The 18005-nt window shown below is 67.7% G+C and carries 17 protein-coding genes and 1 pseudogene; 8 read left to right on the top strand and 10 right to left on the bottom strand.

What is annotated here, in order from left to right; genetic code table 11:
- Positions 1-85: 85 nt before the first annotated feature.
- Positions 86-1015 (top strand): aminoglycoside phosphotransferase family protein, encoded by a 930-nt coding sequence (locus tag WJM95_RS29160; protein WP_339133079.1) that lies wholly within the window; start codon positions 86-88, stop codon positions 1013-1015.
- A gap of 18 nt (positions 1016-1033) precedes the next feature.
- Here the strand turns inward: WJM95_RS29160 and WJM95_RS29165 are convergent, their stop codons facing one another.
- On the bottom strand, positions 1034-2407 hold the full coding sequence (locus WJM95_RS29165) for a hypothetical protein (protein ID WP_339133081.1): 1374 nt from the start codon (positions 2405-2407) through the stop codon (positions 1034-1036).
- Positions 2408-2694: 287 nt separating this feature from the next.
- Here WJM95_RS29165 and WJM95_RS29170 point away from each other — a divergent pair, with 287 nt between their 5' ends.
- Together WJM95_RS29170 and WJM95_RS29175 are read left to right on the top strand one after the other, a co-directional pair.
- On the top strand, positions 2695-3246 hold the full coding sequence (locus tag WJM95_RS29170; protein WP_339133083.1) for a bifunctional DNA primase/polymerase: 552 nt from the start codon (positions 2695-2697) through the stop codon (positions 3244-3246).
- Positions 3236-3547 (top strand): hypothetical protein, encoded by a 312-nt coding sequence (locus WJM95_RS29175; RefSeq protein ID WP_339133085.1) that lies wholly within the window; start codon positions 3236-3238, stop codon positions 3545-3547. The genes WJM95_RS29170 and WJM95_RS29175 overlap by 11 nt, the downstream gene beginning before the upstream one ends.
- Before the next feature lie 79 nt (positions 3548-3626).
- Here WJM95_RS29175 and WJM95_RS29180 read toward each other — a convergent pair whose 3' ends face one another.
- Together WJM95_RS29180 and WJM95_RS29185 are read right to left on the bottom strand one after the other, a co-directional pair.
- Positions 3627-3824 (bottom strand): hypothetical protein, encoded by a 198-nt coding sequence (locus tag WJM95_RS29180; protein ID WP_339133087.1) that lies wholly within the window; start codon positions 3822-3824, stop codon positions 3627-3629.
- Between the two features lie 439 nt (positions 3825-4263).
- Entirely contained in the window at positions 4264-4422 is a 159-nt protein-coding gene (locus tag WJM95_RS29185; RefSeq protein WP_339133089.1) for a hypothetical protein, read from the bottom strand.
- 302 nt (positions 4423-4724) lie between these two features.
- On the opposite strand from WJM95_RS29185, the gene WJM95_RS29190 reads away from it, so the two are divergent.
- From WJM95_RS29190 to WJM95_RS29200, 3 genes are all read left to right on the top strand, one after another.
- Complete coding sequence (locus WJM95_RS29190; RefSeq protein ID WP_339133091.1) at positions 4725-5519, top strand: hypothetical protein; 795 nt, start codon at positions 4725-4727, stop codon at positions 5517-5519.
- 331 nt (positions 5520-5850) lie between these two features.
- Positions 5851-6318, top strand: a complete 468-nt coding sequence (locus tag WJM95_RS29195; RefSeq protein ID WP_339135920.1) for a DUF4240 domain-containing protein — start codon at positions 5851-5853, stop codon at positions 6316-6318.
- 587 nt (positions 6319-6905) lie between these two features.
- Entirely contained in the window at positions 6906-7373 is a 468-nt protein-coding gene (locus tag WJM95_RS29200) for a hypothetical protein (protein WP_339133093.1), read from the top strand.
- A 1142-nt stretch (positions 7374-8515) separates the two neighbouring features.
- Here WJM95_RS29200 and WJM95_RS29205 read toward each other — a convergent pair.
- Positions 8516-8923, bottom strand: coding sequence for a UTRA domain-containing protein (locus tag WJM95_RS29205; protein ID WP_339133095.1), 408 nt, complete (start codon positions 8921-8923; stop codon positions 8516-8518).
- Between WJM95_RS29205 and WJM95_RS29210 the strand changes: the two are divergent.
- Positions 8920-9533 (top strand): annotated as a pseudogene (locus WJM95_RS29210) (tyrosine-type recombinase/integrase); the annotation flags it as partial. The gene WJM95_RS29205 and the pseudogene WJM95_RS29210 overlap by 4 nt on opposite strands.
- A 499-nt stretch (positions 9534-10032) precedes the next feature.
- Here the strand turns inward: WJM95_RS29210 and WJM95_RS29215 are convergent.
- Together WJM95_RS29215 and WJM95_RS29220 are read right to left on the bottom strand one after the other, a co-directional pair.
- On the bottom strand, positions 10033-10404 hold the full coding sequence (locus WJM95_RS29215) for a hypothetical protein (RefSeq protein WP_339133097.1): 372 nt from the start codon (positions 10402-10404) through the stop codon (positions 10033-10035).
- A gap of 16 nt (positions 10405-10420) precedes the next feature.
- Positions 10421-10660, bottom strand: a complete 240-nt coding sequence (locus WJM95_RS29220) for a hypothetical protein (RefSeq protein ID WP_339133099.1) — start codon at positions 10658-10660, stop codon at positions 10421-10423.
- Positions 10661-11199: 539 nt separating this feature from the next.
- On the opposite strand from WJM95_RS29220, the gene WJM95_RS29225 reads away from it, so the two are divergent.
- On the top strand, positions 11200-11718 hold the full coding sequence (locus WJM95_RS29225; RefSeq protein ID WP_339133101.1) for a DUF2199 domain-containing protein: 519 nt from the start codon (positions 11200-11202) through the stop codon (positions 11716-11718).
- A 1872-nt stretch (positions 11719-13590) separates the two neighbouring features.
- On the opposite strand, the gene WJM95_RS29230 is transcribed toward WJM95_RS29225, so the two are convergent.
- From WJM95_RS29230 to WJM95_RS29245, 4 genes are all read right to left on the bottom strand, one after another.
- Positions 13591-14400: a hypothetical protein gene (locus WJM95_RS29230; RefSeq protein ID WP_339133103.1), complete on the bottom strand. Its 810-nt coding sequence runs from the start codon at positions 14398-14400 to the stop codon at positions 13591-13593.
- 425 nt (positions 14401-14825) lie between these two features.
- A complete protein-coding gene (locus WJM95_RS29235) occupies positions 14826-15476 on the bottom strand; it encodes a lactate utilization protein C (protein ID WP_339133105.1) in 651 nt (216 codons plus the stop codon).
- On the bottom strand, positions 15473-16951 hold the full coding sequence (locus WJM95_RS29240) for a LutB/LldF family L-lactate oxidation iron-sulfur protein (RefSeq protein ID WP_339133107.1): 1479 nt from the start codon (positions 16949-16951) through the stop codon (positions 15473-15475). The genes WJM95_RS29235 and WJM95_RS29240 overlap by 4 nt, the downstream gene beginning before the upstream one ends.
- Entirely contained in the window at positions 16948-17847 is a 900-nt protein-coding gene (locus tag WJM95_RS29245; RefSeq protein WP_339133109.1) for a (Fe-S)-binding protein, read from the bottom strand. The genes WJM95_RS29240 and WJM95_RS29245 overlap by 4 nt, the downstream gene beginning before the upstream one ends.
- Positions 17848-18005 lie beyond the last annotated feature (158 nt).

The following is an 18005-nucleotide window of genomic DNA, read 5'->3' on the forward strand; positions in this document are numbered from 1 at the left end:
ATCGTGCGAGTGCCGAGCAAGGTCATCACGCCCCTATTACGCGGGTGGCCTGTCGGGTGGTCGGTGCGGGCCGTATCGTCGAAGCATGATCTCGGGCAGCAGCGAGGGAACGGGCAGCGGCGGCGCGGAGTTCACGGCGGAGGGCCTGGAGCCAGTCCTCCGGGAGGCATGCGCGACCGCCGGACTCGACTACCGCGGCGCCGAGTTGCTGCGGCTCGGATCGAACGCGGTCTACCGCCTCACGTCGTTACGCGTCATCGTCCGCATCGCGCGTGATCCGGCGGTTGAAGCGGAGATGGCTCGGGCCGTGGGCGTGGCTCGGTGGCTTGAGGAGCAGGACTTCCCGGCCACGCGTGTGCCGGCGTCCATCGCTCAACCGCTTGTTGTCGGGGGCCTGGTGGTCACCTTCTGGGAGAGCGTCCAGGAGACCGAGGAGTACGCGACGGTCGGTGAGCTGGCCGACCTCGTGCGCCGCTTGCACTGGCTCGAAGAGCCTGAGTTCCTGGGGCTGTCGTACTTCGATCCGCTGGCCAAGCTGGCGGCGTCGCTCGAAGGGCTGGACGGCGTCGCGGGGGAGGACCGGACGTTCCTGGAGGAGCGAGCGGCGAGGCTCGCCAAGGATTACGACCGGTTGGACTTCGTTCTTCCCTTCGGCATGATCCATGGTGACGCCAGTATCGGGAACATCCTCCGCCACCGGGACGGGCACGCGGTGCTCATCGACCTGGACGGCTTCGTCCTTGCTCCGCGTGAGTGGGACTTGATTCAGACGGCGATCTTCTACGACAGGTACGGCTGGCACACCAAGGCGGAGTACGCCGAGTTCGTGCACCGGTACGGCTTCGACCTGATGAACTGGCCGGGCTACAACACGCTCGCTGACCTGCGAGAGCTGATGATGGTCGCCTGGCTCGGCCACCAGGTCGCGACGAGTGAGCGGTCTGCCGCCGAATTCGCTCGGCGAGTGCACTCCCTCCGTACCGGGGAGGGCCGAGACGAGTGGGGCCCGTTCTGATCGGGCGGCTACGTGGGCTCAGACAGCGGCGTGAACACCGGAGGCTATCCACAGCCTGTGGTCTGTGACCTGTTCGGCGAACGCCTGGACATGAGCGCTGTCGCTGGCCCCTGCGAGGTTCTGTCGGAACTCGGCCAGGTAGCTGACGCACCGCGCCGACTTGAGCTGCTCGCCCAGGTCGAGCGCATCGAGCGCAACGCGACAAGCCTCCTCGACGTCCCCGGCCCGTAGGTGAGCGTCGGCGAGAACTATGGTCGCGAAGAAGTCGCTCCGTACATGGTTGCCGCTCATCGCGTTCTCGGCGTGGGCGACGGCCTGCCGGGCACTGTTGACGTCACGGAAGCAGTGGGCGGCCTCTGCTGCGAGCTCCGCCTCGTCGAAGTAGCTGATCCATTCGGGCTCGTCGTCGGTGTTCCTGCTCTCCAGCGCTTTCGTGGCCGCGCTCAAGGCGGCTTCGCAGGCTCGTACGTCCCCGGTCCGGGCAAGAGCGCGGGCCTCCATGGCGTGGAACTGGGCGCGGAGCGTGGGCGTGGCCACGGGAGAGATGCCCATGAGCGCAGCGCGGGCGAGCGTCGCAGCCTGGGTGTAGCGACCGAGGAACGTCGCCTGATGGCTCATGGCCGACAGGATGCTTCCGGCGAGCCGGCGGTCGTTGGCGTCCTGGGCCAAGCGGAGAGCTTGGAGGAAGTACCGCTGTGCCAGACCGTGACGGCAGGCGTCGTACGACATCCAACCGGCGAGGAGTGTGGCTTCCGCCGTGGTGGAGAGCAGCGCGCGGCCGACCTGTTCGGTGTACTGACCGCGCAGGAGCGGGGCGACTTGGGTGCTGAGGTATTGGATCGCCGCGTGCCGGGCGTGGTCACCGCCGAACCGGTCGTCCAGTTCGGCGAACATGTCCGCGGTGGTCTTGATGGCGGCCACGTCTCCGAGACCGACGCGGATTCCGTCCCGGCGCTGCCGAGGGACGGTCGGCTCGGGTGCCACGAGCCACCGGAGGGATGCTTCGTTCCACGCGGGTTCGGACGGCTCGGCCTGTAAGAGGGGCTCGTACCGGTTTAGATCGGCGCGCCACAGTTGGCCGACCGCTTCGATCGCGTCGTCGGGGCTCGCTGGATAGCTGACGTCCATGAGCGAGGTATCCCGGCCGCTCTCGTGGTTCAGCCCCAGTTCGGCTGCGCTGAGGCCGTACGCATCGCACAGGAGCGGCCCGTAGAAGTCGTCCGGAACGCTGTGGCCGTTTTCCCAACTGGCAATACGTCGCTTGACGCTGGCGTCCGCCGGGAGCCGATGGCCACGGCGGGCCGCAGCCTGGCGCAGTTCGCGCACCAACCGCGGCTGACTCCACCCGCGATCCGAACGGGCCTGCCATAAGCGAACGCGGGTCGATTCCATCGAAGACGTGACCGTCCTCTCCCGGTGAGTGAACTGGTGCGACCACTGGGACGCACGACTCTGAGGCCGTACGACCGAATGTACGCGCGGTTCATGGCCGGATGCTCCAAGTAGCTGTAGATCGCCGGCGATTGAGCCAGGACGGGGGATGACGCGTCAACGAGTGAGGCGTCATCCCCCGTCACCCCTCGTCATCTGCCCTGGCCAAGGTGGCGAGCGTGAGTCTGGAGACGGAGCGGCATTGGGGTCGCGACTGAGACTGACCGAGGTGAGATGAAGTGCAGAGGATGACGACCAGGGGCGTCGAATGGCTCTCCGCGGCGGCCGACGATCCGGCCAGTTGCCGGGCGACCTGGGCAGACGACCCACGCGCACCGTACGCGCTGGCGGCCGGTCGCTTCTTCGACGTGGTGACGGTCGAACAGAGGGTCGGCATGGAGACCTTCGACCAACTTCTGCACCGGGGGCTTCCGTTCGGGCCCGTGGTACTCGATCACAAGGCCCGGCGCGTGGGCTTCTTCCTCGGCTCGCGGAATCAGGAGACCTTCGTTCACTACCTCGACCAGGAAGACGGCGCTCCGCCCGCGTACCGCTATCTGGGGCACGGCTCGGTAGTCGTCGTTCCGGGGCCCATGCCCATGAGCGGTGACCGCTACCAGTGGCTTCGGGCTCCGACTCGACGCCCCATCGCCAACCCACTGCGTCCGGTGGCTCTGGCCACCATGCTGATTGCCTCCGCCGAACTACTCGCCCGTGTGGACCGGTACGGCGAGCGCTACCCGTCTGCGGCTGCCCTCGCCCTCCCCATCTTCGAGGGGACTCCGACCGATGCGGGATGACCCCACCCACCGGCAAGACGCTGCCACCTGGTCGCCTCTGGACACTGACGACTGGTACGCCGCGCGCAACGCCACGACTGCGCTTCGGGACGCTCTGCTCCGTGCCGGCCTGGAGAAGGACTTCCCGTACTTGCGAGCCGACTTGAACGCGTTCGGGCATGGTCTGGTCGACCTGGGCCGCATCTCGCCGACCACCGCCGAACGTTTAGCGGGATTGTTGCGACTGGCGCTTGCCGCGGGGCTACGGAGATTGGAAGAGAGCGGCGACGGGGCTGCCGAGCACCACGCAGGAGAGGACTGACGTAATCACCGACCGACGGGGAGTCGTCGCCAAGCGCGCAGAGGACCTGATGCCTGGCGTGCCGTACGTCCGGGGCTGGTCACAGGCTCGACGTGGCGCTGACGAGCTCGCTGCGCAACTGACCGTCCTGGGCCTGGAGCCGGACTTCCCTGGCCTCACGGCAGACGTGAACGTCTCGGGCGACGGCCTGGTACGCCTCGGTGTCATACGGCCTGATGCGGCCTTGATTTTGGCGGAGTTGATTGTGGCGGGCCTCGCGGCGGAGCTGCCGATGCATGCCGAGACGTTGACGCAAGAGGCGGGGAGAGCCCGACACAACTCGCCGGCTGCCTGACCGGCTCGACCCGAGAAACCCCGGTCGGTCGCGGTCCGAGCATGCTCGCGCGATCGGCCGGACTGGCCCCGTGCGTCACCGTTCCCGTCGGATGATGCGCGGGGCCTTCTGCTGTCCGCGAGTCCCGTCGTCTGTGGTCTGCCGCTCGGCCCGGACCGGCGCCCCAGCGCCGCAGCCCGGACGAACGGCAGACCCGCCACGCTTCGAAGGACGGACGTAGGGCTTGGAAAGGGATCCGCTCTGTAGGACATCAGCTTGGGAAGCTGAGGTGATCTGGCGCCAGTTGCGTCACTGACCTGCAACTAAGGGGCGTTGGAGTTCCCAGTGGCCGCTGAGTCAGTGCTCGCTATTCCCCGTGGTTCCCCGCACGACCTGGCACGCATCATTCGTCGCACCTCTCCAGAACCAGGCTCGCAGACCCCTCTTCGAGTCCATTGTGCTCCTCCAGGTGGAGATGGGTGCCATCCGGCGTGCCGTCCTGGGCGAGTGTGAGCAGGTGTCCGGCCAGGGTTCTCAGCCCTGCGGCGTTGGCCTCGATCACGATTCTTTTCGCCCAGGGCGCGTACCTCGATGCGTGCGGCTTCCTCCCACATGAAGACTCTGGTGATTCCATCGGTCACCGTACCGACGTGAGTGGTCATTGACGGAGCGATGTGGGGTTCAGGGACCATGCTCAAGCGTCCCACCCCTCATCCAGGCCCGGGCTATCCGCCGTGATCACCGCAGGCGCACGCCTTTCAACTGTGGTGGTGGTTCCCGCTAGGCTCCCTGTGAACTTCAGCCTCGGCGCACGCCGGGGCTTCTTGCGCGGGTGCTCCGAGTCAGGGCACTGGGGAGGGGCGAATGATGAATGCTTCCGCGTTCGGAAGACGGGTCGTTGCAGCGGCGGGTGCCGTGTCGGTGCTGGCGCTGACCGGCGCATGCGGTGCTGACAGCGGGGACGATGCTGGGGGAGGTGAGAAGTCTGCGACCGCCGAGTCCGCCTCGCCTGCGAACTCGGCGTCGCAGCGGGCATCCGGATCGCCCGCCTCCGAGGCTGGGAAGGGCCTCGACCAGAAGGGCCTCGACCGCTTGGCGTTGGCCGTGCACGATGTCCCCGGCTATACGGTCGACACCGTCACGGGCAAGGGCAACGCGGTGGACCACGACGTACTCACGACCTACCGCGCCGTCACGCCCGCACCTTGCCGACCCGTCTACGCAGCCGCGCAGTTGGGCAGCTTGCACGATTTCACGGCCCAGGTCAGCCAGGACGTCGTGTCCGCCTCCGACGATCTCGGGCAGCACGCGAGTGTCGGCCTGACGTCTTACGCCCTTGCCGACGCCCGCACGGTGATGGCCGAACTGCGTGCAGCGCTTCCGAAGTGCGGCACCGCCAAGATGCGCCCGTCCGCTGCCCACCCCGATACTGGGCTGGGGTATTCCGGTCCCCAGTCCCGGCCCGTTTCCGGTTACGGCGACGAGGCCCTCGCTTTCGACGCCACCCAGGTCATCGTCGGCGGGGGACCCAGCATCCCCGTCACCGTCCTGGTAGTCCGCCAGGACTCCACCATCGCTACCTTCCTGTCCCTCAACCCCTTGCAGCCCCCGACCATCCCCCAGGACGTCGTCGACGCGCAGCTGAAGAAGCTCGCCTGACCTCGCCGGGCGGGGGCGATGATGTACGCGCCGCGGTTCACAGCACACCTTCGGCTAGAGGGTCCGGCCTCCACGCAGCTGTAGTGGCACGACCCCGGGTAGGACGAAGGGCCAGCCCGAGAGGAAACCCTCCTGAGCCGACCCTTCTGCCTGTGCCCCCAGCAGGATTCGAACCTGCGACACCCGCTTTAGGAGTTCGATCGGCACCTGCCCCTGGTGTCGTCGTCGCCAGGTCCGGCGGTCGTGCGGGGGCGCTGGCGTATGCCGCCGTCCGGCCTCGTTGATGTCAGCCGTGGATGTCAGACGGCTCTGACATCCTGCGCCAGTGAAAATGACATGGGCCGCCTTCTGGGCACTGATAGCCACCCTGAACGGCGAAGCCACGGAGGCGAGCTGCCGGCACCTGGCCGAGGAGCTGAGCCGCCGTTCCGTCCCCGACATCATCGGCTTCGCGGAACGTCATGCCGAGGCTCTCTACCGCTTGGACCAAGAGAAGTTCGGGACGCTTCCGGTTGCCGACATGACGGACCGGAACGGCGAACCCTTCCCGCAGTCTGCCGACGGTTTCCTGTACGCCCGCTGCGCTGTCGTCGCCGCAGGCCAAACCGTGTGGGAAGGCGTCTTCTTCGACGTCGACAAGTTCGTCCCGTACACCTCCACCCGGTTTGACGGGGAGTGGCTGCTGTACGTGCCGGATCAGGCGTACGAACTCGCTACCGGGAAGGAGTGGGACCGCTCGACCCGGTACTGCTCCGAGAGCTACTCCAACGGGGATGGATGGCCGGACCTGAAGAGCTGAGATGGACTACCGCTTGATCGGGCACGACTGGGGCGCGACACCTTCTGATCCGTAGCTCTAGAGAGATCGGTCATTGAAGGTCCTACAGGCCACTGAGGAACCCATGACGACCGGTGTGGGGTACTGCCGGTTGCCGAGGTTGCTGTACTTCGCTGCTGTACGACCGCCCCGCCTCCTGGCCAACACGCTTTCCAACTGTGTTGGTGGCCTCGTGGGCTGCATCCGGGGTCGTTCACCTGCGTTCATGGGCGGCTGGCGCGGGCGGCAACACCTGCTGACGGTCCCGTGTGAACGGTCCTGAATGGGGCTGAATGAGACGGGAACTGAGACGGGCGGCTCTACCGGGCAGGCTGCTGCCCCACGTGAGGAAATGCGTGGACCCACCACCATGCAAGGGGATAGGTTCCGTCTGGTCATGCGTCGTCTAGCGGCCACGCGGAGTGCTGAGGCGGTTTGTACTACTGCCGTAACAACCACTGCCGAACCCCGGCAGGCACGCGCGCCCGGGTGCCGGGGATGGCACTCTTTCCGCCTACGGCCCGTCAGGTCGGGCCAGTCAGAGGGGGAGTCTCTCCACGATGCATCGCATGCGCGCCGCCGCGGCCGTTCTCGCCGCCGCAGGGCTCGTCGCCGCCACCCAGCTCGGTCTCGCCGGCACGGCATCGGCCGCGACCCCGGCTACGACGAGCACCGGCTGCCCGGTCAGCCTCGTCTACCCGGCGAGGTTCTACGTCGACTCGCACGGTTGGGTGACCAACGGCGGTCTGTACTTCGGGATCAAGAACAAGAGCACGACCAAGAGCTTCACGAAGGTCACGCTCACCGTCACGGACGTCGCGAATATCCGCTTCGGCACGGCCACGCCCAAGAACGGCCGGGTCACCAACAAGACGTCGATGACGGTCTCCGTGTATACGGGGACCCTCAAGCCGAGCAGCAGCCTCGGCGTGAAGGTGCGGACACACCTGCTCAACACCCACAGCTACAAGGTGAAGTTCGCCCTCCACGGCACCGGCTGGACCTGCGCCGTGAACCAGGGCACCTGGGGCGTCTGACCCCAAGTGCCCCTTCGGTCCGCAGGGCGTCGCGGGGCGCTGTCCATCGGTTCAGGACAGCGCCCCGCGAGGCACAAGGGCTTTGAGGTCTGGCCTCATCTTTATCAGGTCGACCACAGGGTCCTGTCAGCGTCGCTCAACCCGTCCCGCGTCTCACTCGATCGTCCATTGACGTCCCGCGTCGACCGCTCGTGTTCGTGCCTGTTGGTATCAGTCGCTGATGTCAGCCGGGCCCTATGGGTATCCGCGCGGTTCACCGTTGCACCCCGCTCGATCGGGTACGCGAGGGGCATGCTTACGGCCGCTTTGCCCTGTAGATCATGCGGCTGTACGACCTCATCGCCGACATGTCCGGCTCGCCGAGACGATCCGCCGCCGCAGTGCTCGTATGCGGATTTCACCGAGGAGTACGACGGGCTGAGTGCTATCCGACTGCCTGGTGCGTTGTCGCCGCAGACGTATCCCTCCGGGCCTGATGTGGATGTGATCCGCAGGAGTACCTCGTAGGACGAAATCCGTATGTGGCGTGTGCCGCCCGCTGCGATCGCTCTGAGGCTGACTTGCTCCGAGCACTCGTTGTCTCGTCGCCGGCACACCAGAAGACACGCACGGCGTTGGGTGTGTTGTTCGCAAGGGTGATCGGGGCGACGTTCTCGGGATCGGTCGGATCCAGGTTGCAGCCGACAAGGCAGAGATAGGCCGGACTCAGGAAGGCCAGCGTCACGCAACGAGAGACACGGTTGCTCAGAGACTTCACTGCCCCCCGAAGGTCGCCACGCGAATCCGCACCGTATCGCAAGATCGAGTGTGCGGGTATGGCCTGACCTGGCAATACATCGACCGCAGCCTTCACGGCTGCCTCTACCCACCACTCACCCCGGCTCCCATCCCGTCTGCCGTCGACCCACACACCGTGGAGCGGGCGTGGTTCAGGGCGTCAAGGTGGAGCGCCCTGCCGGACGAACGACCTTGACGCCCTGGGCCGCGACTGCTCGGCTCTGCCTGGGTCGACGGCGGACGGGATGGGAGCACCCCCGCGCACGCCACACTCGGCCGGCACCCGCGAACGGTGCCCCCGCCATCTCGGAGCCTGAGCGCCCCCGCCGGAGGCATGCTTGGACCGCTGCTGCAACGTGCAGTGATCAGCTCATTGCCATCGGCCCTATCCACATGTGGGCGCGCGTCGGCGCAGCGCGGGCGGAGCGGGCCGAAGGCAGGAGCGGCGCCCGCAGCGGAGCCGGGAGCGCGCCCGGCGGAGCGGAGCGCAGCCGGGGCTTGATGAGGTAGAGAAAGTCTGAGCCAACTGGGCTTCTGCTACAGCCTGAAGGAGGGCCCAGGTCGTTGCCTGGGAGGCGGAACTCCTCCAGTGCGAGCGGCTTCTCAGCCGCGGTGAGTGTCACGCGGATGATGTGGAGCAGCGGGACGCCTTCGGGGAGTCGGAGGGACTGGGCCTGGTCCGGGAGCGGCATCCGGGTGCGGATGTACTCCGTGAAGCGGAGTTCGTGGCCCAGCTCGGCGAGCGCTGTGTAGAGCTCAGGGGCCGGCGGCAAGCGGTCGGCGGCTGCGGGCGTTCTTCGGATGCCTGTACTACGCGGCCATGCGGCCGGGCGAGGCGCTCGGGCTCCGCCGGTCCGACTGCACGCTTCCGGCGTCGGGCTGGGGACGTATCGAGCTGGCGGAGACGCGTCCCTCGGCGGGGAAGGCGTGGACCGACTCCGGTGAGGCGCATGATCGGCGGGGGTTGAAGCAGCGGGCCCAGGGCGAGGTGCGCATCGTGCCGATTCCGCCTCCGCTGGTGTGCCTACTGCGAGAGCACTTGAAGGAATTCGGTACGGCGAAGGACGGCCGGCTGTTCTCCAGCGAGCGGGGCAACGTGATCGCGGCCTCCTCGTACTCGCGTGCGTAGAAGCAGGCGCGGGAACTCGCCCTCGTCCCGATCAAGTGGCCTCGGTCCTCGCCTTCCGGCCGTACGACCTCCGTCACGCAGGAGTCTCCCAGTGGCTCAACTCCGGCGTCCCGGCCCCGGAGGTCGCCGTCCGCGCGGGCCACTCGGTGGACGTCCTTCTGAAGATCTACGCCAAGTGCATCGACGGCCAGGAGCGGGAGATGAACGACCGGATCATGCAAGGACTGGGGGAGGAGGACGAACTCGCAGACTGACACAACCACATGACCGCCGAACGGGAGCCCCGGACCTCCTTTGGTCCGGGGCTCCCGTTCGGCGTGCAGCTCACTCTGGTGACCCGAAAGCGTGATCGTGCGGTCGTCGGCGCGAGACCCGTGAGGCAATGAGTACCAAAAGGGCAGGTGAGACGGTGGCGCCGAGCGAGAGCAGCGTTCCGTTGGCTCGTGCTGCATAGAACATGGGGTATGCGCCGGCCGAGATGACAGAGGCGGCCCATACCGCTACGAACATGCCGCAGATTGCCAGGACCGCCCAGGAGGAACGGCGCGCGGAGTTTACGGCACGCTCGCGGTCACTGTTCCATACAGCGGCTGCTCTGAGCAGCGTTGCCGAACAGACGCCGAGCGCGACGGCAGCGGCGACAGATAGGAAAGCGGACCCAGTTCCGACCAATAGGACGGCGAGGAGGAAGTACCATATTGCACACAGAATCAGGACCAGTCGCATTCCGTTCCCCTTCCCCGCCAGTCGATGTCAGCCTGCTGCTGGAGCTGTCGGCGCCACGTCAACATGCTCGATGGTATGCCCCTCACTGTCGGTTTCAGTCCAACGCTTCGCATTGGGGTCGTCCGCAGCCCTACGGCCTAATCCAGGAGCGGGCGGCTGTACGCCGCTTGGCACGTAGACCTGCTTACCGTCCTTGTCCTTAAGGGGGTTCCCGTCCGATCCCATGACGGGGAGCTTGTCGGGAACCTTGCTGACGTCGGTCGTTCCGTCGGCATTTACCCACGCCGGCGGTGGCGGCGGCGTGTGCGGTGTATCGGTTGCCATCGCAGATGAAGCTGCTGCCCCACCGACGATGATGAGCGCTGCTGCGGCGACGGCTCCGGTAAGAATCTTGCTCATGTGACTGCCTTTCGCTCTACGGCTCGATGAAGTGGGACCCGGACCAGATCGGGACGTTACGGCCGTACCAGGTGCCGCCGTAGTAGAGGCCAGAGCCCGCCTTGGTGGCGTAGTCGCCGCCTCCACACGGTGGGGCTATGCCGAAGTTGTAGCTGGTCGTGAGGATGCTGGTCTTCGCAGAGTTGTAGATGCCGCTCATGTACTCACGGCAGACGTACCATTTACCGCCGCCGTACTTCATGTACTGGTAGCCCACTTCGAGATCGCCAGCTGGGCGCTCATAGGGGAAAATGCAGCCGCCGATTCCGCTTCCGTTTTGTCCGGCATGGCCTTGAGTCTTCGTATAGCCGCCACTGCCACCGTGAGAGACCTCGGAATAGGTGTACTCACATTTTGAACTATCGGAGTTCGACCACACCTCCTCGTCCTCGTAGACAACGTGGGCGCTGGCAGAGGTGGATGTGGCAAGGCCTAGTACGGTGGCTGCACCGATGACGCCTGCGGCCTGCACTGCTTTGCGGACTCTGTCCTGTATCAATGACCCTCCCCGTGGTGGCTGTTTGGACCCGGCGCACGCTAGCAGGGGGCTGATCATGCATTGGCAAAGTCGGTCATGTTTAGGACAAAATGGCTTTGAGTTCTTCTTAGTGTTTGATCGATTGGTGATTCCTCGCGAAGGGTTACGCACCGGCTGGTGTCGCGTTCGACGCTGCAACCGTGGATCGCCACCCGAGGGCGCTATCTATGTGCGGCCGGTTGATCGGATGTCATGGGCGGCTGGTTAAGCTCCCGGCCATGGCGAAAGATCTAGGCTTCACCTGCTCATGTTGCGGGGAGTACCACGCGGAGCTTCCGATGGGTTGCTCGACCACGGCCCCTGACGTCTGGCACGAGAGCTTCGCGGACGATCCCGACAGCATGCTCTCTAGTGACCAGTGCATCATCAAAGGCCAGCACTACTTCATCAAGGGCCTGATCGAGATACCGGTGGTCGGCAGGGAAGACCCCTTTTCCTGGGGCGTCTGGGTCTCCTTGAGCCGGGACAGCTTCGCCCGAGCCCTGGACATGTGGAACACCCCTGGGCGTGAAGCTGAGAAACCGTACTTCGGCTGGCTGACCACTGAGCTGAGTCTGTATTCGCCCAGCACGCTCAACCTGAAGACGAACGCTCACACTCGTCCCATCGGTCAGCGCCCCTTCATTGAGCTGGAACCCACCGATCATCCCCTCGCAGTCGATCAGCGGACCGGTATGACGTACGAGCGCGTGCGCGAGATTGCGGAGGCGGTTCTCCACCCCGGCGACAATGCGTGATCCGAGTTGCGTGACCGGTGAGCCCTCGGTCCACGCCTCGACTCTCAGAGGACCGCGGAACAGGTGCTGACGTGCCGTGAAGCCCCTCAAGATCAACACGTCATTACAACGTGATCACTGGCAAACGGCTGCTTTCGGCGGCATCTGCCTGCGCATGACCGTAGATACGCGAAGACCCCGGCCTCAGCGTTTCCGCTGGTGACGGGGTCTTTCGGCACCTCGTAAGGGGTGCCCCCGGCAGGATTCGAACCTGCGCACAGGGCTCCGGAGTCCATGTGCCCGGGGACACCGAGGGTCCAGCACGGCGTCGACCTGCTGTGGTGGGGGCTGTGGTCGAGGGTGGGAAGCCGACGTTGGTGATGTGCCGGAAGGTGATTTCCTCAGTGGTCGATGTCGCGGTGTCTACGGTGTAGATCGTGCTGCGGACGTTTTCGGGTGAGGGTATTTGAGCCTCTCGTGGTTGCGGTGGATCTGCCACCACGGCCAGCGCAGACGCCAGGTGGTCTTGAACCTGGCAGTCGTGGTCGGGGAGTCTCTGCGCGGCTAAGTCGTGCTCCGTGGCCGGCAGGTGACGTCGTGCCGTGAACACGACCAGGCGCTGCACTGTGCAGCTGCCGCTCCCTTCTGGTTGTGCAACGGGTTGCGCAGCCTGTCTGCGCAGTGCGCACTGAGGAGGGAAGGCTGTGCCGTCTTTCTGATGTCCTGCGGTTGGCTGTTCGGCAGAGTTGCGTAGTCGGGCTCGTGTGTGGAAAGCAGAGACGAACACGCGGAGGGGCTGACGATGGGGAGAGCATTTCCCGCGTATCGTCCGCCTGCCCATCACGGAGTGAGACCGTTGTCGATGGCGCTGCGGTGGGACTGCGCAGCAAGGGACCTGCTGCCTACCGCCCGCGCAATCCGAGGAGTGTGGGCCCTGGTCCGTGGGGGATGGCACGGCCGCACCAGTCGGTTCCCTCGACCTCGGCTTGCTCGCGGTTGATCTGGTCTTGCATCTGATGTCGCGCGACGGGTACGGGAATCCGGCAGCGTCCGACCGGTGGCGTCGACCGCCATGCACTCCTGAGCTGGAGTCCGCCCCCGGGACTGAGACACCGCCCGGAGCGCAGCCGCTCCAGTACGCGCGGGTGACAATCGGCGCCGCGCGTCCGCGCTGCCTCGCCCTCAGCCGGGCGGGATCCGCCGCATCCTCGGGATCCCAGTCCGAGGGAGGCGGAGCGGAAGGGCATCCGTCAAGGGTTCTCGCGCCTCTCCCTTGGTCCAGCGGTTCGGTCGACCACGGCACCCGCAGGAAGAGCATCCACGGATCCGCGCGGACCTGACCGAGTTCGCCTCGGACGTCGACCAGAGCGGTACACCGATGCTACGGCCCTACGGAACTCCCGTTCGAAACGCGCCGCGACTGCACCTCGCGACGGCATCTCGTGCACCAACTCTTGCCGCATCTCATGCGAGATCTCTTGCGGCTTCTCTTGCTCGAGGATCGCCAACACAACGGCCTTCGTGCAGGTCGCTTCCCTCGTGAGCCAGTGGTCGGGGCTCTGACATCCCCGTTGCGACCGCTTTGCCCTTGGCTGAGTGAAGGGTGAGGAAGTGCGGAGGAGCGGCGCGGACGCGGCCGGGGATTAGGCGCGCTCACGGGTGTTGCGGACCGGGCGGAGCTGTGGGCCCCGACCGCCTGGTCATGTGACGAACGCCTGGCGACGGTTGTTGTGGCCGAGGTGCGGGAGGAAGACCGAAGTCCACGTGGCGGTGGATGAGGCGAAGCCCGGTCGGGGGACACCGTTCGGGTGCCGCCTGTGCGACCGGGCTCGCTCGACGGGGAGGAACCGGACCCGCCGCCTCCCTGGGCGTGCCGCAGTCCTGGGTGGGGGGTCAGACGGTCGGGATCTCGCCCGCCGAGTCGTTCTGGACGTCGCGGCGGGACAGGGCGAGGAAGGCGACGAAGCCGACGATGGCGACCGTCCAGGAGGCGGTGACCGGGCCGAGGCCGAGCGCGAGACCGCCGCGGGCGTGGCTGAGCGCCATCCAGTCGGCAACGGAAGCGCCGAGCGGGCGCGTGATGACGTACGCGGTCCAGAACGCGGCGACCGCGTTCAGGGCACCCCACTTGTGGGCGATGGCCGGGACCGCGATGGCGACGGCGTACAGGACGGCCGAGCCCAGGTAGCCGAGGCCGATCGTGGCGGAGAGGTCGCCGGCCGCGGTGCCGAGCGCGAACGTGGCGAGCACGGTGGCCCAGTAGAACACCTCGCGGCGGCGGGTGCGGATGCTGTGGATGGAGAGCGTGCGCTCGCTGGCGTACCAGACGGCGAACACGGCGCCCAGGACGACCAGGAAGAGCGGCGTGGAGATCAGGTACGGAACACCGAGGCCGACGTGCAGGATGTCGGCGGCCATCGTGCCGAACACGCTGACCATGACGACCGCGGTCCAGTAGATCCAGGCCACGTAGCGGCGTACGGCGAACTGGAGCACCAGGGAGGCCGCGAAGGCCACACCGCCGAGCCCCACGGCGGGAATCGGCCCGAGCGCGTGGGCCAGGAAGTCGGACGCCGTCTCACCCATTCCGGTGGTCAATACCTTGATCACCCAGAAGTAGAGGGTGACTTCCGGGACCTTGCTCGCCAGGACGGCGGCGGAGGTGACGGGCGGGGATTGACGGGTGACGTGCTCGGTGCTCATGCGCGGCACGATGGCATGCCCGACCCCTCGCGTCACAGAGGGCTTTGCCATGGCTTTGACGCTTCTGGAGCATGACTTGCCATGAGCCGCGCCGAGCCTGAACACAACCTGAACGGTCCTGGGGAATGCCTGGTCGGCGCCATGATCGCGATGATACGAAGGGAGGTCTCGCACCCGACCCGCCCGGCCCGCCCCATACACTCTGGCCGACCCGACCTGGCCGACGCGCTCCAGCCACTCCGGCCGACCCGTCCGGCCCGCTCCAGCCACTCTGGCCGACCCGTCCCGACCGCTCCCGCCACTCCGGCCGACCCGTCCCGGCCAACCGGTCCCGGCCGACCCGCCCCAGCCAGCCAGCCAGCCAGCCGGTCCTGGCCGCCCCGCCCGGCAGCCGCCGCCAGGCGACCCGCCGAGCGCCGCACCCCTCACTTCCGGCTCACCAGCACCACCTCAAGCGTGCGGGGACCGTGCACCCCCTCCACCCGGTCCAGTTCGATGTCGCTGGTGGCGGACGGGCCGGAGATCCAGGTCAGTGGGCGGGCCGGGTCCAGGCGTTCCAGGGCCTGGGGCACGGAGGCCACCACCTGGTCGGGGACCCGGACGACGCAGATGTGGTGGTCCGGGATCAGAGTGATCCGGCGGCGGCCCTGGTCGGGGCCGCCGTCGAGGACGATCGTGCCCGTCTCGGCGACGGCGACGGCGCAGCCGGTCACCACGCTCTCCACCGCGTCGAGTTCCCGGGGCGTGCTGACGGCACGGTCGTGGACGCGGGTGGGGTCCGCCGCCGACATCCACGCGGGCGGCAGCCCCGGCGGCACGAGCACGTACCGGGAGCCGCGCTCCGCGAGCAACCGCATGACGACGTACGGCAGTTCCTCCTCGGTGGCGCGGTGCACGATCGCCCGGTAGTCCGCGAGGTTCTCCGCCAGGAGGTCCACCGTCTCCGCGACACCGCGCGCACCGTGCTCGCGCAGATAACCCCGCCCGACCGCCCGCTCGTACGAGGTGCCGTCGTCCTCGGGCACGTCCGCGAGGGCCCGGCGCACCCGGCCGAGGATCTGATCCCTGCCGCTCACTTCGTCACGTCCTTTCCGCCCCGCGTGCGCTGCCACCACTCACGGAACGACTCCGCCGGGACCGCGGGCAGTTCACGGGTCGCGCTCCACGCCCTGCCGGGCCCCGGCAGGGTCCGCGGGTGGAAGCGGCGGGTCCCGGACGCCAGCCGCTGCCCGGCGCGCAGCGCGCCGGGGCGTCCGAACGCCCAGCGGGCCGCGCGCATCGCCGCCCGCTCCGCCGCGTGTCCCTTGGCCGGCCGCAGGACGACCGTGTTCCCGTCCCGGGTCGCCCGTCCGCCCTGCGCGATCCTCTCGCGCAGATGGACGAGGACCTCCGGGATGTCGATGGCGACCGGGCAGACCTCGTAGCAGGCGCCGCACAGTGAGGAGGCGTACGGCAGGGAGGCGTCGATCTCGCTCTCGGTGCCCCGGAGTTGGGGGCTGAGGATCGCGCCGATCGGCCCCGGGTAGACCGAGCCGTAGGCGTGGCCGCCCGCCCGCTCGTACACCGGGCAGACGTTCAGGCACGCGGAGCAGCGGATGCAGCGCAGCGCCTGGCGTCCGACCTCGTCGGCGAGCGTGTCGGTGCGGCCGTTGTCGAGCAGGACCAGATGGAAGGTCCGGGGCCCGTCCCCGTCCGTGGTGCCCGTCCACATCGAGGTGTACGGGTTCATGCGCTCGGCCGTCGACGAGCGGGGCAGCGTCTGGAGGAACACCTCCAGGTCCCGCCAGGTCGGGACGATCTTCTCGATGCCGACGACCGAGATCAGGGTCTCGGGCAGCGTCAGGCACATCCGGCCGTTGCCCTCGGACTCGACGACCACGAGCGTGCCGGTCTCGGCGACCATGAAGTTGGCGCCGGAGACGCCGACCTTGGCCCGCAGGAACTTCTCGCGCAGATGCAGGCGGGCCGCCTCGGCCAGTTCGGCGGGGGTGTCGGTGAGTCCGTCGGGCGCCGCCCTGCCCCAGGCGCCCATCTCGCGGACGAAGATGTCCCGGATCTCGCCGCGGTTGCGGTGGATCGCCGGGACGAGGATGTGCGACGGCCTGTCCCTGCCCAACTGCACGATGAGTTCGGCGAGATCGGTCTCGTAGGCGTGGATGCCCGCAGCCTCAAGCGCCTCGTTGAGCCCGATCTCCTGCGTGGCCATCGACTTGACCTTGACGACCTCGCTCTCGCCGGTCGCCCTGACCAGTTCGGTGACGATGCGGTTGGCCTCCTCGGCGTCCGCGGCCCAGTGCACGACGCCACCGGCCGCGGTCACCGACTCCTCCAACTGCACGAGATAGCGGTCGAGATGACGGAGGGTGTGATCCTTGATCCGCTTGCCCGCCTCGCGCAGTTCCGCCCAGTCGGACACCTCGGCGACGGCCTTGGCGCGCTTGGCGCGGATGGTGTGGGTGGCGTGCCGCAGATTGCCGCGCAGGGTCGCGTTGCCGACGGCCTCGCGGGCCGCCTCCGGGAAGGCCGGCATGCCGACGAACGTTCCGCTCATGCCCTCGGCTCCTCTGCCGTGCTCGCCCGCGTGCCCGCTTCGGCGATCGCTCGCGAACCCGCGTCCGCACTCGCCTCCGTGCTCGCCGGACCCGCCTCCGTGCTCGCCGGACCCGCTTCCGTGCTCGCCGGACCCGCTTCCGTGCTCGCCGGACCCGCTTCCGTGCTCGCCAGGATCTCCGCGATGTGCACGGGCCGCATCCTCGTCCTGAGGCGGCCCATCGTGCCGCCGATGTGCATCAGACACGAGTTGTCCGCCGCGCACAGCACCTCGGCGCCCGTCGACTCGGCGTTGCGCACCTTGTCGGCGCCCATCGCGGCGGACACGTCGGGGTTCTTGAGGGCGAAGGTGCCACCGAAGCCACAGCACTCCTCGGCGCCGGGCAGCTCCCGCAGCTCAAGTCCCCTGACGGCCTCCAGCAGTCGGCGGGGCCGGTCGCCGAGTCCCAGACTCCGCAGCCCGTGACAGGTGGGGTGATAGGTCACCGTGTGCGGGAAGTACGCGCCGACGTCCGTCACCCCGAGGACGTCGACCAGGAACTCGGTGAGCTCGTACGTTCTCGGCACGACCGGCGCAAGGGTCCGGGCCAGGGTGTCGCCGCGGCCTTCCGCGCGGGCCCGTTCACCCATCCGCGGATACAGCTCCCGCACCATCGCCCCGCACGATCCGGACGGCGTCACGATCGCCTCGTACTCCCCGAACACCTCGGCGAAACGCCGGGCGAGCGGTTCGGCCTCGTGGCGGTAGCCGGTGTTGTAGTGCGCCTGGCCGCAACAGGTCTGCCCCATGGGGAAGTCGACCTCGACACCCAGTCTGGTCAGCAGGTTCACCACGGCGCGGCCGGTGTCCGGATACAGCGTGTCGTTGACACAGGTCAGGAACAGGGCGACACGCATCGCGGCTCCTCTGGGTCGGTCATGGATGGGTGCAGGGTACGTGGCGGGCGTCCGCCGGACGGGAGGCGCGCGCCCGCCGTCCGGAGGCCGTGCGGCCCGCCGCGGTCGGGGAAGCACGCCCGGCCGCGTGCTTCACGGTGCCGGGGTGCGGGGGTCGG

The sequence above is a fragment of the Streptomyces sp. f51 genome (assembly GCF_037940415.1).
Taxonomy (GTDB): domain Bacteria; phylum Actinomycetota; class Actinomycetes; order Streptomycetales; family Streptomycetaceae; genus Streptomyces.